The sequence below is a fragment of the Bradyrhizobium sp. WSM2254 genome, assembly GCF_000472645.1.
GTDB lineage: Bacteria > Pseudomonadota > Alphaproteobacteria > Rhizobiales > Xanthobacteraceae > Bradyrhizobium > Bradyrhizobium niftali.
Map to the genome: position 1 here is coordinate 169,905 of NZ_AXAB01000002.1, position 13,713 is coordinate 183,617.

Annotated in this window: 14 protein-coding genes; 9 read left to right on the forward strand and 5 right to left on the reverse strand. The window is 65.2% G+C overall.

All coding sequences use genetic code 11. From position 1 onward, the window contains the following. Window positions 1-20 precede the first annotated feature (20 nt). From A3M7_RS0103255 to A3M7_RS0103265, 3 genes are all read left to right on the forward strand, one after another. Entirely contained in the window at window positions 21-1,337 is a 1,317-nt protein-coding gene (locus A3M7_RS0103255) for a homoserine dehydrogenase (RefSeq protein ID WP_027542636.1), read from the forward strand. Window positions 1,338-1,496: 159 nt separating this feature from the next. Then, window positions 1,497-2,498 carry a class II fructose-bisphosphatase gene (gene glpX, locus A3M7_RS0103260; protein WP_027542637.1) on the forward strand — a complete coding sequence of 334 codons (1,002 nt, stop codon included), beginning with the start codon at window positions 1,497-1,499 and terminating at the stop codon, window positions 2,496-2,498. A gap of 145 nt (window positions 2,499-2,643) precedes the next feature. Continuing rightward, window positions 2,644-3,363 carry a haloacid dehalogenase type II gene (locus A3M7_RS0103265; RefSeq protein ID WP_027542638.1) on the forward strand — a complete coding sequence of 240 codons (720 nt, stop codon included), beginning with the start codon at window positions 2,644-2,646 and terminating at the stop codon, window positions 3,361-3,363. Between the two features lie 31 nt (window positions 3,364-3,394). On the opposite strand, the gene A3M7_RS0103270 is transcribed toward A3M7_RS0103265, so the two are convergent. The 5 genes from A3M7_RS0103270 to A3M7_RS0103290 form a co-directional block, all read right to left on the reverse strand. Next, on the reverse strand, window positions 3,395-3,817 hold the full coding sequence (locus A3M7_RS0103270) for a cupin domain-containing protein (protein WP_027542639.1): 423 nt from the start codon (window positions 3,815-3,817) through the stop codon (window positions 3,395-3,397). Between the two features lie 41 nt (window positions 3,818-3,858). Further along, window positions 3,859-4,602, reverse strand: a complete 744-nt coding sequence (locus A3M7_RS0103275) for an SDR family oxidoreductase (protein ID WP_027542640.1) — start codon at window positions 4,600-4,602, stop codon at window positions 3,859-3,861. 265 nt (window positions 4,603-4,867) lie between these two features. Then, entirely contained in the window at window positions 4,868-5,839 is a 972-nt protein-coding gene (locus A3M7_RS0103280) for an MBL fold metallo-hydrolase (protein ID WP_027542641.1), read from the reverse strand. A gap of 127 nt (window positions 5,840-5,966) precedes the next feature. After that, window positions 5,967-6,449, reverse strand: a complete 483-nt coding sequence (locus A3M7_RS43685; RefSeq protein WP_084301551.1) for a VOC family protein — start codon at window positions 6,447-6,449, stop codon at window positions 5,967-5,969. 110 nt (window positions 6,450-6,559) lie between these two features. Next, the gene (locus A3M7_RS0103290) at window positions 6,560-7,225 is read right to left on the reverse strand and encodes a GntR family transcriptional regulator (protein WP_027542642.1); all 666 of its coding nucleotides are present in this window, start codon (window positions 7,223-7,225) and stop codon (window positions 6,560-6,562) included. Between the two features lie 117 nt (window positions 7,226-7,342). Here A3M7_RS0103290 and A3M7_RS0103295 point away from each other — a divergent pair, with 117 nt between their 5' ends. From A3M7_RS0103295 to A3M7_RS0103320, 6 genes are all read left to right on the forward strand, one after another. Then, window positions 7,343-8,137, forward strand: a complete 795-nt coding sequence (locus A3M7_RS0103295) for an enoyl-CoA hydratase/isomerase family protein (protein WP_027542643.1) — start codon at window positions 7,343-7,345, stop codon at window positions 8,135-8,137. A 9-nt stretch (window positions 8,138-8,146) separates the two neighbouring features. Beyond that, a complete protein-coding gene (locus A3M7_RS0103300; RefSeq protein WP_027542644.1) occupies window positions 8,147-9,406 on the forward strand; it encodes a CaiB/BaiF CoA-transferase family protein in 1,260 nt (419 codons plus the stop codon). Window positions 9,407-9,457: 51 nt separating this feature from the next. Beyond that, complete coding sequence (locus A3M7_RS0103305; RefSeq protein WP_027542645.1) at window positions 9,458-10,450, forward strand: tripartite tricarboxylate transporter substrate binding protein; 993 nt, start codon at window positions 9,458-9,460, stop codon at window positions 10,448-10,450. Window positions 10,451-10,675: 225 nt separating this feature from the next. Further along, the gene (locus A3M7_RS0103310; RefSeq protein ID WP_027542646.1) at window positions 10,676-11,158 is read left to right on the forward strand and encodes a tripartite tricarboxylate transporter TctB family protein; all 483 of its coding nucleotides are present in this window, start codon (window positions 10,676-10,678) and stop codon (window positions 11,156-11,158) included. 11 nt (window positions 11,159-11,169) lie between these two features. Next, entirely contained in the window at window positions 11,170-12,711 is a 1,542-nt protein-coding gene (locus A3M7_RS0103315) for a tripartite tricarboxylate transporter permease (RefSeq protein ID WP_027542647.1), read from the forward strand. Beyond that, on the forward strand, window positions 12,708-13,712 hold the full coding sequence (locus A3M7_RS0103320) for a 4-hydroxythreonine-4-phosphate dehydrogenase PdxA (protein ID WP_027542648.1): 1,005 nt from the start codon (window positions 12,708-12,710) through the stop codon (window positions 13,710-13,712). The genes A3M7_RS0103315 and A3M7_RS0103320 overlap by 4 nt, the downstream gene beginning before the upstream one ends. Window position 13,713 lies beyond the last annotated feature (1 nt).

Consider the following 13,713-nt stretch of genomic DNA (forward strand, 5'->3'; position numbering starts at 1 on the left):
ACAGGTTTTCGATAAGCATCATGGTCGCACCCCTGAAAGTGGGCATAGCGGGGCTCGGCACCGTGGGTGCCGAAGTTGTCCGTTTGATTGAAACGCAGGGACGCGTGCTCGCGGGCCGCAGCGGCCGCGGCATTCGCGTCGTCGCCGTCACCGCGCGCTCGAAGGCCAAGAAGCGCGCTGTCGACCTGCGCGGCGTCGAATGGGTCAAGGATCCGATGGCGCTCGCCACGCATCCGGAGGTCGACTGCTTCGTCGAGCTGATGGGCGGCGCCGGCGATCCCGCGCTCTCCGCGGTCGAGGCCGCGCTCAATGCCGGCAAGTCCGTCGTCACCGCCAACAAGGCGCTGCTGGCCAAGCACGGCCTGAAGCTCGCCAAGGCCGCCGAAAAGCACGGCGGAGCGCTGAATTTCGAGGCAGCCGTCGGCGCCGCGATCCCCGTCATCAAAACGTTACGCGAGGGCCTGGCGGGAACCGGCATCAACCGCGTCTACGGCATCCTCAACGGCACCTGCAATTACATCCTGACGCGGATGGAGCAGGAGGGCCTCTCCTTTGCCGAGTGCCTGAAGGATGCACAGCGGCTCGGCTATGCCGAGGCCAATCCGTCCTTCGACGTCGACGGCCACGACACCGCGCAAAAACTCGCCATTCTCGCCAGCCTCGCTTTCGGCACGAAAGTTGCTCAAAGCGCGGTGTATGTCGAAGGTATCTCCTCCATCGCGCCGGAAGATCTTCGCGCGGCTGCCGATCTCGGCTACCGCGTCAAGCTGCTCGGCGTTGCGGTCCGCACCGCCAAGGGCATCGAGCAGCGCGTGCATCCGACCATGGTTCCAAAATCCTCCTCGATCGCGCAGGTGATGGGTGTCACCAATGCGGTCACGATCGATGGCGAGGGCATTCCGCCGATCACGCTGGTCGGCCCCGGTGCAGGCGGTGCTGCGACCGCATCCGCCGTCGTCGCCGACATCGCCGACGTCGCGCGCGGCATCCGCGCCAATCCGTTCGGCCGGCCGATCTCGCATTTGCGCGACACCAAGAAGGCGCCGATGGAGCGCCACGAGGGCGGCTACTACATCCGCCTGCTGGCGCGCGATTTCCCGGGCACGGCGGCCGCGATCGCGACCCGGCTGGCAGAACAGAAGATTTCGATTGAGTCGATCGTGCAGCGCCATCCCAATGGCGGCGCTGCGCCGGCGAACGGCAAGGCGGTCCCCGTGCCCGTCATCCTGATCACCTATGCGACGCACGAGGACGCCGTGCGCCGCGCGCTCGCCGCCGTGCAGCGCGACAAGGTGATCAGCGGACGGCCGCAGGTGATCCGGATCGAGAAGAACTGAGCATGCTCCGGACCCGGAGGGCCGCGCCAGCGCAAAAGTGTGAAGCGGTTTTCCGGAAAGAGCAGGCTCAAGCAATGACACGGTTCGAACGAACTGTGGGTGTTACGAGTTGATGCGGGCGGAGATTTCCGTCCAGAACCGTTTCGAAGGAGTTAGCCGATGTCGACCCATATTTCAGTCCCGCCGCACGCGTTGCTCGAGCGCATCCTCACGCTGGAGATCGTGCGGGTGACCGAGCGGGCGGCGGTGTCTTCGGCGCGGCTGCGCGGCCACGGCAACGAGAAGGCGGCCGACCAGGCCGCCGTGGACGCGATGCGGCGCGAGCTCAACAAGCTGCCGATCGAGGGCACCATCGTGATCGGCGAGGGCGAGCGCGACGAGGCGCCGATGCTGTTCATCGGCGAGAAGGTTGGCATGAATGCCGGCCCGCAGGTCGACATCGCGGTCGACCCGCTCGAAGGCACCACGCTGTGCGCCAAGAACATGCCGGGCTCGATCGCCACCATGGCGATGGCCGACGGCGGCACGCTGCTGCACGCGCCCGACGTCTACATGCAGAAGCTTGCGATCGGACCGGGCTACGATAAGGGCATCGTCGATCTCGATGCGAGCCCGGCTGACAACGTCCGCCGCCTCGCCAAGGCCAAGGGTGTCCAACCGGACGGCATCACCGTTCTCGTGCTGGACCGTCCGCGCCATGCCAGCATCATCGAGAGCGTGCGCTCGACGGGTGCTGCCGTGCGCCTCATCACCGACGGCGACGTCGCCGGCGTGATCCATTGCGCCGACCCTGACAACACCGGCGTCGACATGTATCTCGGCACCGGCGGTGCGCCGGAAGGCGTGCTCGCGGCCGTGGCGCTGCGCTGCATCGGCGGCCAGATGCAGTGCCGCCTCATCCTCGATTCCGACGAGAAGCGTGAGCGCGCCGCCAAGATGGGCGTCAACGATCCCAAGATGATCTACGGCATCGAGGACATGGCGCGCGGCGACTGCCTGTTCGCCGCTACCGGCGTCACCACGGGCTCGCTGCTCTCGGGCGTCAAGTTCCGCAAGGACGGCGTGATCGAGACCGAGACGGTGGTGATGCGCTCCGTCACCGGCACCGTCCGCTATATCAAGGCCGAGCACCGCGAGCTGGCGAAGTTCCACCTGGATTGAGCAGGGCAATACGACTGCCGTCATTCCGGGGCTCGCGCAGCGAGAGCCCGGAATCCATAACCACGATCGGGAGTATGGATTCCGGGCCTGCGCCTTACGGCGCATCCCGGAATGACCAAGAATAAGCAATATAAGGGAAGCGCACATGTCCGATCTCACCGCCGTCAAAGCCCTGGTCTTCGACGTGTTCGGCACCGTGGTCGACTGGCGCACCAGCCTGATCACCGACTTCATGTGGTGGAGCAAGCAGCGCGGCATCAGCGCCGACTGGACTGCGCTGGTCGACGGCTGGCGCGGCATGTACATGGCCTCGATGGACGACGTGCGCAAACATCCCGAGCGCGGCTACGTCATGCTCGACGATCTGCACCGCCGCTCGCTGGAAAAGCTGGTCGCGCAATTCTCGATCAAGGGCCTCACCGAGGCCGATCTCGATTACCTCACCAAGGGCTGGCATCGCCTGTATCCCTGGCCCGACAGCGTCGCGGGGCTAACGCGGCTGAAGTCGAAATTCGTCATCTCGCCGCTGTCGAACGGCAACGTCGCGCTGCTCACCAACATGGCGAAGTTCGCCGGCCTGCCGTGGGACCTCGTCATGTCCGCGGAGCTGTTCGAGCACTACAAGCCCGATCCCGAGACCTATCTCGGCGCTGCGCGCCTGCTCGGCCTCAAGCCGGGCGAGGTGATGATGGTCGCCGCCCACAACGGCGATCTCGCCGCCGCGCAGACGAACGGGCTCAAGACCGCGTTCGTGGCGCGGCCGACGGAGTATGGGCCGTTGCAGAAGGTGGACTTCGAAGCCACCGGCAACTGGGACATCGTCGCCAGGGATTTTGGCGGCATCGCCGACAAGCTCGGCTGCTGATATCTTGCGCTGAGGCGCCTGGGCCCGCGCGCTACTTCACGATCGGCGTCGTCAGCTCGGTGTCGGTTGTGTCCACCACGAAGACGGCCAGCAGCTTCGCCGGCTCGGTATCGCTGGCGTTGGTGCTGACGGCATGGCGATCGCCGGGCTTCTCGAAGAAGTTCTCTCCCCTGTGAAAGACCTTGGCGGGCTCGTCGTTGACCTGGCTTCGTATCGCTCCTTCAAGCACCGTGGCATAGATGAACGCGGAGCGCGCGTGGGTGTGAGCCGGCGAAGAGCCTCCGGGACCGTACTCGACCAGCACGCCCTTCATGCTCTTGCCAGGGGTGTTCGGCAGGACCTGGTCGAACACGACGGTCACTTTGGCCGACTTCGCAGCCGGCTGCGTCTCGGCTGCATGGGCCGCGAGGACGAATGCGGCGTAAGCCGCCGTTGCGATCAGCAATCTGCGCATGGAATTTCCTTCAGTGCCGTGGTTGCAGCGACCTTGGGACGTCAGGCCGTCGCGAGCCATGTTGCGAGCGGCGTTTTCCCGAGCCGCGCCTCGCCGAGCGGGACCAGCGAGGTGTCGGCGATGGGAGAACCGTAATACGGAGCCTTGGCGTCTCCCACCACCGGGCGGCTATCGCCGGACGCTTTCAGGCGGCGCGCAACGAACTCGTTGAAGGGAGCTTTTTCCGGTCCCGCGATATCGATCGTGCCGTTGAGGGGACGTCCCGTCGCGACCTCCGCGAGGGAAGCGGCCACGTCGTCGGATGCGATCGGCTGAAACAACGCCGATGGCACGACGATCCGGCCGTCGGCCGCGCCTGTCTCGGCAATGGCGCCGAGGAATTCAAAAAACTGCGTGGCGCGAACGATCGAGTAGGGGACCGGAGATGCCTTGACGATGGTCTCCTGCGCGAGCTTGGCACGAAAATACGCGATGTCTGGCGAGCGATCGGTTCCCACGATCGACAGCGCGACATGATGCTTGACGGAAGCTGCAGCCTCGGTCGCGGCGAGGTTTTGGCTCGAACGCTGGAAGAATTCGAGCACGGCGGCGGGCTCCCAGGACGGCGCGTTGGCGACATCGACCACGACTTCCGCGCCCGCCAGCGCGTCAGCGAGGCCTTCCCCGGTCACGGCGTTCACGCCTGTTTTCGGGGAGGCCGCGACGACCACGTGGCCTTGCTGCTTGAGCCTCGCAACGAGCTTGGATCCGATCAGTCCGCTGCCGCCGATCACGACGATCTTCATGGCATGTCTCCTGAGCATTTTGCGAGCGTGAGCGGCGCAAGACCAAAAGGGCGTCACGCGCTCACGTCGATGAAAGTGATGCCAAGGGACTCTTACCCGAGCAGTGCGGCGAACTCTTGCCTGGAACGGGCCTGCCTTGCCGGAAAATGCTCCAGAAGGGTCGTTGCGCCGCGACAGGAACCGGTCAGGGATCGTGCCCCTCTGTCGGGCAGATCAAGCGAACGGCCCGGGCCGCACATGCGCGACCCGGGTTCGATGTCACCGACTACAACGTCATCTGCATCGGTTCGGGATAGTAGTGGAAGCCGTCGCCGGCCTTGGCGACGTGGCCGTAGCCGGGCCAGGCGAAGTGATAGGACATCACGGGCGTCTTGTTGGCCGCCAGCATGGTGAGCAGCTTGACGCGCGACTCGGCCGCCTGTTTCGGGTCGGTGTCGTAGGAGAATTCCATCCGCGGCCGCTCCAGCAGCAGCACGGAATGGTGCGAGAGGTCGCCGAGGAAGGCGAAGGACTTGCCGGCCGAGCTGATCAGGAAGATGGTGTGGCCGACGGTGTGACCGGGCGCCGCGATCGCCTGCACGCCGGGCAGGAATTCCTGGCCGTCCTTGAAGAACACGATGCGGTCGCGGACCGGCAGCAGATTCTTGCGGGCGTGAACCACAAAGTCCTTGGCCGCGCTGCCGAGCTTGCCTTCGTCGGTCCAGAAGTCGAAATCGGTCTGGGAGATGTAGATCTGCGCGTTCGGAAACAGCGGCTTGCCGCCGTCGTCCACGATGCCCCCGATGTGGTCGATATGGGCATGCGAGCAAACCACGGCATCGATATCCGCCGGCTTGATGCCGGCCTCGGTCATGCTCTTTTGCTGCCGGCCGGTGGTGGCGCCGAACATCTTGGAGCTGCCCATGCCGGTATCGAACAGGATGAGCTTGTCGCCCGTGTTGACGATCGGCGAGTTCTGCTCGAGCACGACGTTGTCCGGCGACAGGAAATTGTCGGCGAGCATCTTCTTCACCTCTTCCTTGGAAACGCCGGTGAAGGTGCCGGAGGGATCGCCGAGCGGCAGCGGTCCGTCGGAGACGACGGTCACTTCGGCGTCGCCGAGAACGAAGCGATGCCAATAGGGAGTCTGGGTGCCGAGTTTGGGAGCGCGGGCAAGCGCGCTGCCGCCGAGCATTGCGCTGGCACCAAGGCCGGCACCGAGTGCGAGCAGGGATCGACGTGAGACATCGATAGTCATGCGTTTCCTCCGCCTTTGTCTTTTGTTTTGCGCAACTGTTCGCGCGCCATCGCAATGCAATCAATGATTGTGTCGCGATTGTGTCTCCTGATCGCGCGATGCGGCAGGACAGTACGAATCTTTTGCGTCAGGATGGCGTGCGCGTGCCCAGGCGCTCGACGAAGCGCACGAGGTAACCATCCGGATCCTGGACGAGGAATTCACGCTGGCCGAATTCCTGATCGCCGACCCGATACCAGGCTTCGTTCGGCTGCTCGTAGAGCGGCCAATTGGCATCGCCGAGAGCCGTCAGCATGGGATCAATGCGATCGACGACCATCTGGAAATTGACGCCGCGTCCGAATGGCCGCTGCATCTCGGCCGTCTCCCAGCGTCCATTCAATTCGCAGAGCATGACTTGCAAGCGTCCTCTGACGAGATACGCAAATCGCGCATCGGGGCGATCATAGGCGAGCTCGAAGCCGAGCAAGTCGCGCCAGAACGGCAGGCTGGCTTCAATGCTGGAAACGCCGAGTTCGGGAACGAGATCGGCAAAGCCGCCTTGCGGTGCGCTTCCCGTGCTGTCCGAGGTCGCACGAGCGACGGGGTCTGAGGGCAGCGGTTTGTTCATTGCGGCGTCGCCTGATCTTATGACCGATCTTCGAGGCGGTTATCGCAGCGAAGTGGCGCGAAGGCCAGACGCGGAATGGGTCGAACGAATGCTCGCCGGGCAAGCCCGCCTCACGCGATCCGCAGCGCGAGGTCGCTTGCTTCCGTTTCGGCAAAGCCCGCCTGCAAGACCTCTTCGCGCTTATGGCGCAGATGCGCTCGCAGGATGTGCGAGAGGCCGGCACCGTCGCGCCGCTGCAGCGCGTTCAGGATCGCCTCGTGCTCCTTCACGGCGAACGCCCAGCGCTGCGGTGTCATCGGCGTGACGTAGCGCGCGCGGCGAATGCGCGCGGTCACGGAGGCGTAGAGCCCGGTCAGCGCGGGATTTCCCGCCGCGGCGACGATGGCTTCGTGAATGGCGCGGTTGCCGCGATAGTACTGGATCAGGTCGCCCTCGCGATAACGCCGCACCATGTCCGTGTGCGCGGCGGCGATCTCGCCGATCTCGGCGTCGGTGATGCGCTCGCAGGCGAGCTCGCCGGCGAGGGCTTCGAGCCCCTGGCAGACTTCAAACAGGTCGCGCATGTCCTTGTCGGTCAGTTTCGCCGCGCGCGAGCCGCGATGGGGCAGGAGCTGCACGAGGCCTTCGGCTGCGAGCACCTTGAGCGCTTCGCGCAGCGGCGTGCGCGAGATCTGGAGCCGGTCGCAGAGCTCGCGCTCGGGAATCCGGGCGCCCGGCGGGATCTCGCCGTCGAGCAGGATGGCGCGGATGCGGCCGACGACCTCCTCGTGAAGCATGGCACGCGACTCCTGTTTGAATGCAAAAACGAAGTAATCAGTCGAAATCTGGAAGTTCCAGCTTGCTAATCCCAAATTTTGCATTCAAAAATGTAAAAAACAAGAGGATATGAGGAAATGGACCTGGCTGCGGAGGCAGACGACCTCGTTTTTGAATGCAACGACGGCATCGGGCGGATCACCTTCAACCGCCCGCAGGCCCGCAATGCCTTCACCTTCGCCATGTACGAACGGCTCGCGGCGATCTGCGAAGAGGCTGACCGCGATCAATCGATCAAGGTGCTCGTGCTGCGCGGGGCCGGCGACAAGGCCTTCGCCTCGGGCACCGACATCAACCAGTTCCGCGAGTTCAAGACGCCGCAGGACGCGATCGACTACGAGAACCGGATCGATCGGGTGCTCACTACGCTCGAGCAGTGCCGGGTCCCGACCATCGCCGCGATCAACGGGTTCTGCACCGGCGGCGGGGCGGGCATCGCCGCGGCCTGCGACCTGCGCATCGGCACGAGGAGCACGAAAATCGGATTTCCGATCGCCCGGACGCTCGGCAATTGCCTGTCGATGTCCAATGTCAGCCGTCTCACCGCGCTGATCGGCGCTGCGCGCGTCAAGGATCTGATCTTCACCGCGCGCCTCATTGACGCCACCGAAGCCGCCAGCGTCGGGCTGCTCGGCGAGGTCGTCGATGATATCGCAGCGCTCGACAAGCGCGCCGATGAAGTTGCCCGGCTCTTGGCCAGCCACGCGCCGCTGACGCTGACCGCGACCAAGCAGGCGGTGGCCCGCCTGCAAAAGCGGCTGACGCGGGACGAGGGCGAAGACCTCATCCTGATGTGCTACACGAGCCAGGATTTTCGCGAAGGGCTCGATGCTTTCCTCAACAAGCGCGCGCCGCAATGGCGCGGCCAATAGGACGGGCCGATGCAAAGGGATCGATCGCAATCCACCTCTCGCCGTTCGGGACCGCTTGCCGGCCTCAAGGTCATCGATCTCACCCATGTCATGGCGGGGCCGACCTGCACGTTGATGCTCGCCGACATGGGCGCTGACGTCATCAAGATCGAGAAATGGCCGAACGGCGATGACACCCGCCATTCGGTGCCGCCGAAGATCGGCGAGGAGGCGGCCTCCTTCCTGATGATGAACCGCAACAAGCGCGGCATCGTGCTGGACCTGAAGACCGATGGCGGCAAGAAGGTGCTGCGGCGGCTGATCGCGGACGCCGACGTGCTGGTCGAGAATTTCGCGCCGGGCGCCATGGAACGCCTCGGCTTCGGCTACGAAGAACTGCACAAGCAGCATCCAACGCTGATCTACTGCTCGCTGTCGGGGTTCGGCCGCACCGGTCCCTACAAGCATCGCCGCGGTTTCGATCTGGTCGCGCAGGCGATGAGCGGCATCATGAGCTTCACCGGTGAGCGTCCGGATGGGCCGCCGGTGAAGTGCGGCCCGCCACTGTCCGACATCACCGCCGGCCTGCTCGCGAGCATGGGCATCCTTGCCGCCTATACGCATCGCCTGAAGACCGGCGAAGGGCAGTGGGTCGAGACCTCGCTTTACGAGGCCGCGCTGGTGCAGACCTACTGGCAGTCCACGATCGCGCTGGCCGCAGGCACCGCGCCGCGCGCGATGGGCTCGGCGCATCCGCTCAACGCGCCGTATCAGGCCTTCGAGGCCTCGGACGGCTGGCTGGTGGTCGGCGGCGCCAACAAGAAGCATTGGCTCTTGATGCTTGAGGCGCTCGGTGCAGGCGAGCTTGCCGACGATCCGCGCTTCGTCACCGGGGCCGACCGCATGGCGCATCTGAAGGAGCTCGAGGCCGTCCTGAGCGAGCGCTTCCGCACCAAATCGCGGGCGCATTGGCTCGCGGCGCTGGACGAGAAAGGCGTGCCGTGCGGCCCAGTGCACGACATGCTGGAGGCGCTCCGCGATCCGCAGACGCTGGCGCGCGAGATGGTCGTCGAGGTCGAGCATTCCACGCTCGGTCCCGTGAAGACGATCGGGCTTCCGGTCAAGTTTTCGGAGACCCCAGGCAAAGTGCGCATCGGTGCGCCGGTCTACGGTGAGCACACAAGCGAGGTACTGGCCGAGCACGGGTTCGACCAGAAGCAGATCGAAGCGCTCGAACAAGAAGGCGCAATCGTGCTGGCATCAGGAAGACGCGAGGAACGCGTCGCCTGACCGGACGTCGATACGACAAATAAAACAGAACATAAAAAGCTGGAGGAAATCATGGGTCGGACGTCAACACTTCTGCTTTCCGCAGCCGCGGCCGTGCTCGCCGGCACAGTGCCGGCGTTTGCGGCCTGGCAACCGCAGAAGCCGATCGAGTTCGTGGCCACCGCCGGGCCGGGCGGCGGCACCGACAATCTCGCCCGCGCGGTGCAGAACATCGTCACCAAGTACAAGCTGACGGAGCAGCCGATCGTTGTCGTCAACAAGGGCGGCGGCAGCGGCGCCGAAGGCTATGTCTACGGCAAGGCGTCCGCGGGCGATCCCTACAAGGTGATCTTCGGCACGTCGAACGCCTGGCAGCAACCGCTCGTCTCCAAGGTCGCCTTCAACTACACCGATCTCACCCCGATCGCGGCGATGGCGCAGGACGAGTTCCTGCTCTGGGTCAAGCAGGACGCGCCCTACAAGACGGCAGGGGATTATCTGAAGGCGGCCGCATCGGGCGAATTCAAGATGGGCGGCGCGCAATCGAAGGACACCGACGAGGTGCTGACCCGCATGATCGAGAAGGCCGGTCAGGTCAAACTGACCTACATCCCCTTCAAGAGCGGCGCCGAGACCGCCGTGCAGCTCGCCGGCGGACATCTCGACTCCCACGTCAACAATCCCAGCGAGAGCCTCGGGCAATGGCGTGGCGGCACGCAGCGACCGCTTTGCGTTTTCAGCCCGAAGCGGCTGCCGCAGGGCCCCAAGGTCACCGCGACCGAAGGCTGGAGCGACGTTCCGACCTGCGCCGAGCAGGGGCTCGACATCAAGCAATATGAGCAGCCGCGGACGGTGTGGCTGCCCGGCAAGGTCACGCCGGACCAGGCCGCGTTCTATGTCGACCTCATGAAGAAGGTGCAGGCGACGCCGGAATGGAAGGACTACATCGAGAAGACCTCGCAGGTCGACACGTTCCTGACCGGCGCCGAGTTCGACAAGTTCATCAAGCAGGACCTCGAGCACGTCAAGCAGGTTGCGGGCGAGCAGGGCTGGCTGGTCAAGTGAGGCGACCATCGTGCAACAATCCCCACTGTCGTCCCGGCGGACGCCGGGACCCATACCGCGTGATCTATCGCGGAGTGTTGGTCGTGGTACCGACTTGGCTTCCAGTCCTCGTCAAACTTCTCCCTGGGGTTATGGGTCCCGGCTTTCGCCGGGACGACACTTGATGGCTTGGAAAACGCGTGCGTCATTCACCGGCCGCTGCACGCCATTCGACCGGAGCCCGCGATGATATCGCGCCGCGCGCTTGAACTTGCGACCGCTATCCTCACCGGCAGCTTTGGTGTGGCCGTCGTCGTCTCCAGCCTCGACAACGGCATCGGCTGGTCGAGCGCGGGGGTGGACTCCGGCACGTTCCCGTTCCTGACCGGCATCATCATCGTGCTCGGAAGCCTCTACAATCTGGTGCGAGGCTTTCTGCCGGCGACGACGCTTGCAAGCGTTCCCATCGCGATCACACCGATCGAGCTGCGCCGGCTTGCCGGCCTGTTCGTGCCGGCCGCGATCTTCGTGGCCGCGATCCCGCTGGTCGGGATGTACGTCGCCTCAAGCCTGTACGTCTTCGCGGTGCTGGCGATCCCGAGGCACCAGACCGTGCCACGCGCGCTGGCGATGGCAGCGACAACGGCGCTGGCGCTCTACGTCGTGTTCGAGCGCATGTTCCAGGTCAGCCTGCCGCATGGCGCGCTCGCCGCCGCGTTCGGCATCTGACGGAGAGGCCGATGGATAACCTCCAGCAACTCCTGCACGGCTTCACCATCGCGATCACCGTGCCGCATCTGCTCCTGATGGCGGTCGGCGTGCTGCTCGGCATTCTCGTCGGCGTGCTGCCGGGGCTGGGCGCGCCCAACGGGGTGTCGCTGCTCTTGCCGCTGACCTTCGGCATGCAGCCGGTGTCGGCGATCATCCTGCTCTCCAGCATGTATTGGGGCGCGCTGTTCGGCGGCTCGGTGACCTCGATCCTGTTCAACATCCCCGGCGAGCCGTCCTCAGTTGCAACCACCTTCGACGGCTATCCGATGGCGCGCGACGGCCGGCCGACGACGGCGCTCGCGACCGCCTTCGGTTCGGCTGCGTTCGGCGCGCTGGTCGGCGTCATCCTGATCACCTTCCTCGCATCCTGGGTGGCGCAGGTCGCGCTCGCCTTCGGGCCGCCGGAATATTTTGCGGTCTATTTCCTGGCCTTTGCGAGCTTCGTCGGCATGGGCGGGGCGGCCCCGATCAAGACCGTCGTGGCGCTTGCGATCGGCTTTGCGATCGCCGCCATCGGCATCGACACCGTCTCGGGCAGCGTCCGCCTGACCATGGGCATCGACGAACTGGTCAAGGGGGTGAACTTCGTCGTCGCCGTGATGGGCCTGTTCGGCATTGGCGAACTGCTGGTCGCCGTCGAGGAGGAATTTCATGCCCGCGCCGTCTCCTCTAAGATCGATTGGCGCGAGGTGTTTCGCGCGATCGGCCGCCTGCCGCGCCATAGCGTTGCGTTGCTGCGCAGCGCCGCGATCGGGTGCTGGATGGGGATCACGCCGGGCGGCCCGACCGCCGCATCCTTCATGAGCTACGGCATCGCCCGCCGCTTCTCGCGCCGCGGCCGATATTTCGGCACCGGCGAGGTCGAAGGCATCATCTCGCCGGAGACGGCCGATCATGCCGCGGGCACCAGCGCGCTGCTGCCGATGCTCTCGCTCGGCATTCCCGGCTCGGCGACCGCCGCCGTCATGATGGGCGGGCTCATGATCTGGGGCCTCAATCCCGGGCCGATGCTGTTCGTCGACCAGAAGGATTTCGTCTGGGGCCTGATCGCCTCGATGTATGTCGGCAACATCGTCGCGGTCGCGCTGGTGCTGCTGACCGTTCCGGTCTTCGCCGCCCTGATGCGAATTCCGTTCGTGGTCATCGCGCCCCTGATCGTGATCATCTGCGTCGTCGGCGCCTATTCGGTGTCGAATTCCTATCTCGACGTGGTGATGATGCTCGGGTTCGGAATCGTCGGCTATCTCTTCAAGAAGCTGTTCTATCCGCTGGCGCCGCTGGTGCTCGCGATCGTCATCGGCGACAAGGCCGAGGATGCGTTCCGGCAGTCGATGCTGATGTCGAAGGGATCGCTCGGGATCTTCTTTGCGAACAAGCTGGTGACGTGCCTGATCGTGGCCGGCATCGCGCTGCTGCTGCTTCCGCTCGCGTTGCAGCTCGCGCGTTTGCTGCGCAAGCCCACGCCATCCGCCAGGAATGAGACGACAGCTCAGGAGAAGGTGATCATATGACCGCAAAGCCGCTCATTGCATTGGCGATGGGAGATCCCGCCGGCATCAGCCCGGAGCTGACGGCGAAGCTCGTGGCGGAGAACGACATCCGCGCCCGCAGCCGGCTCGTGGTGATCGGCGACCGCCGCATCTTCGACGAGGGCGCGCGCGTTGCGGGCGTCAAGCCCGACCTGACCATGGTGGAGCAGGGGGCCGACCTTCGATCGGCGCAGGGCGAGGCGCTGTTTGTCGATCTTCGCCACCTCGATCCCAGGGACGTCGAGCCGAAGACCGCGACCCTCGCCGGCGGAAAATTCGCGCTGGCCAATTACCGGCACGCGCTCGAACTCGGCCGCGACAGGCGCGTCGATGCCGTCTGCTTCACCCCCTTCAACAAGCAGGCGATGCGGCTTGCCCGCGCCGAGTATGACGACGAGATCGCGTTTTCCGCGGAGGTGGTCGGCCTCAAGACCGCGGCAAGCGAGTTCAACGTGCTGGACCGGCTATGGAATGCACGGGTCACGTCCCACATCCCGCTGAGAGACGTCGCCGCGCGACTGTCCAGCGAACGCATCCATCGTGCGCTCAAGCTGACCGATGCCTGCATGCGCAACGCCGGCTTCGCCAGGCCGCGGATTGCGGTTGCGGGTCTCAATCCTCACGCCGGCGACGGCGGGAATTTCGGTCGCGAGGAGATCGACATCATTGCGCCCGTGGTCGCGGCCGGCCAGCACGAGGGCATTGCCGCGGAGGGGCCGTTCCCGGCCGACACCGTGTTCCTGCGCGCCAAGGGCGGTGCCTTCGATGCGGTGCTGACGATGTATCATGACCAGGGCCAGATCGCGATGAAGCTGATGGGCTTCGATCGCGGCGTGACCTTGCTCGGCGGCTTTCCGTTCCCGATCTGCACGCCCGCGCACGGCACCGCCTACGACATCGCAGGCCAGGGGATCGCATCGATCGGCGCCAGCCGCGCCGCGCTGCTGCTCGCGGCGGAGATGGCGGGGCGCCGTGCTGCGTGAC

Bases quoted from the DNA above. Each gene is read 5' to 3' on its own strand.
- A3M7_RS0103255 (WP_027542636.1), top strand. From the start codon at position 21: ATGGTCGCACCCCTGAAAGTGGGCATAGCGGGGCTCGGCACCGTGGGT.
- glpX (WP_027542637.1), top strand. From the start codon at position 1,497: ATGTCGACCCATATTTCAGTCCCGCCGCACGCGTTGCTCGAGCGCATC.
- A3M7_RS0103265 (WP_027542638.1), top strand. From the start codon at position 2,644: ATGTCCGATCTCACCGCCGTCAAAGCCCTGGTCTTCGACGTGTTCGGC.
- A3M7_RS0103270 (WP_027542639.1), bottom strand. From the start codon at position 3,817: ATGCGCAGATTGCTGATCGCAACGGCGGCTTACGCCGCATTCGTCCTC.
- A3M7_RS0103275 (WP_027542640.1), bottom strand. From the start codon at position 4,602: ATGAAGATCGTCGTGATCGGCGGCAGCGGACTGATCGGATCCAAGCTC.
- A3M7_RS0103280 (WP_027542641.1), bottom strand. From the start codon at position 5,839: ATGACTATCGATGTCTCACGTCGATCCCTGCTCGCACTCGGTGCCGGC.
- A3M7_RS43685 (WP_084301551.1), bottom strand. From the start codon at position 6,449: ATGAACAAACCGCTGCCCTCAGACCCCGTCGCTCGTGCGACCTCGGAC.
- A3M7_RS0103290 (WP_027542642.1), bottom strand. From the start codon at position 7,225: ATGCTTCACGAGGAGGTCGTCGGCCGCATCCGCGCCATCCTGCTCGAC.
- A3M7_RS0103295 (WP_027542643.1), top strand. From the start codon at position 7,343: ATGGACCTGGCTGCGGAGGCAGACGACCTCGTTTTTGAATGCAACGAC.
- A3M7_RS0103300 (WP_027542644.1), top strand. From the start codon at position 8,147: ATGCAAAGGGATCGATCGCAATCCACCTCTCGCCGTTCGGGACCGCTT.
- A3M7_RS0103305 (WP_027542645.1), top strand. From the start codon at position 9,458: ATGGGTCGGACGTCAACACTTCTGCTTTCCGCAGCCGCGGCCGTGCTC.
- A3M7_RS0103310 (WP_027542646.1), top strand. From the start codon at position 10,676: ATGATATCGCGCCGCGCGCTTGAACTTGCGACCGCTATCCTCACCGGC.
- A3M7_RS0103315 (WP_027542647.1), top strand. From the start codon at position 11,170: ATGGATAACCTCCAGCAACTCCTGCACGGCTTCACCATCGCGATCACC.
- A3M7_RS0103320 (WP_027542648.1), top strand. From the start codon at position 12,708: ATGACCGCAAAGCCGCTCATTGCATTGGCGATGGGAGATCCCGCCGGC.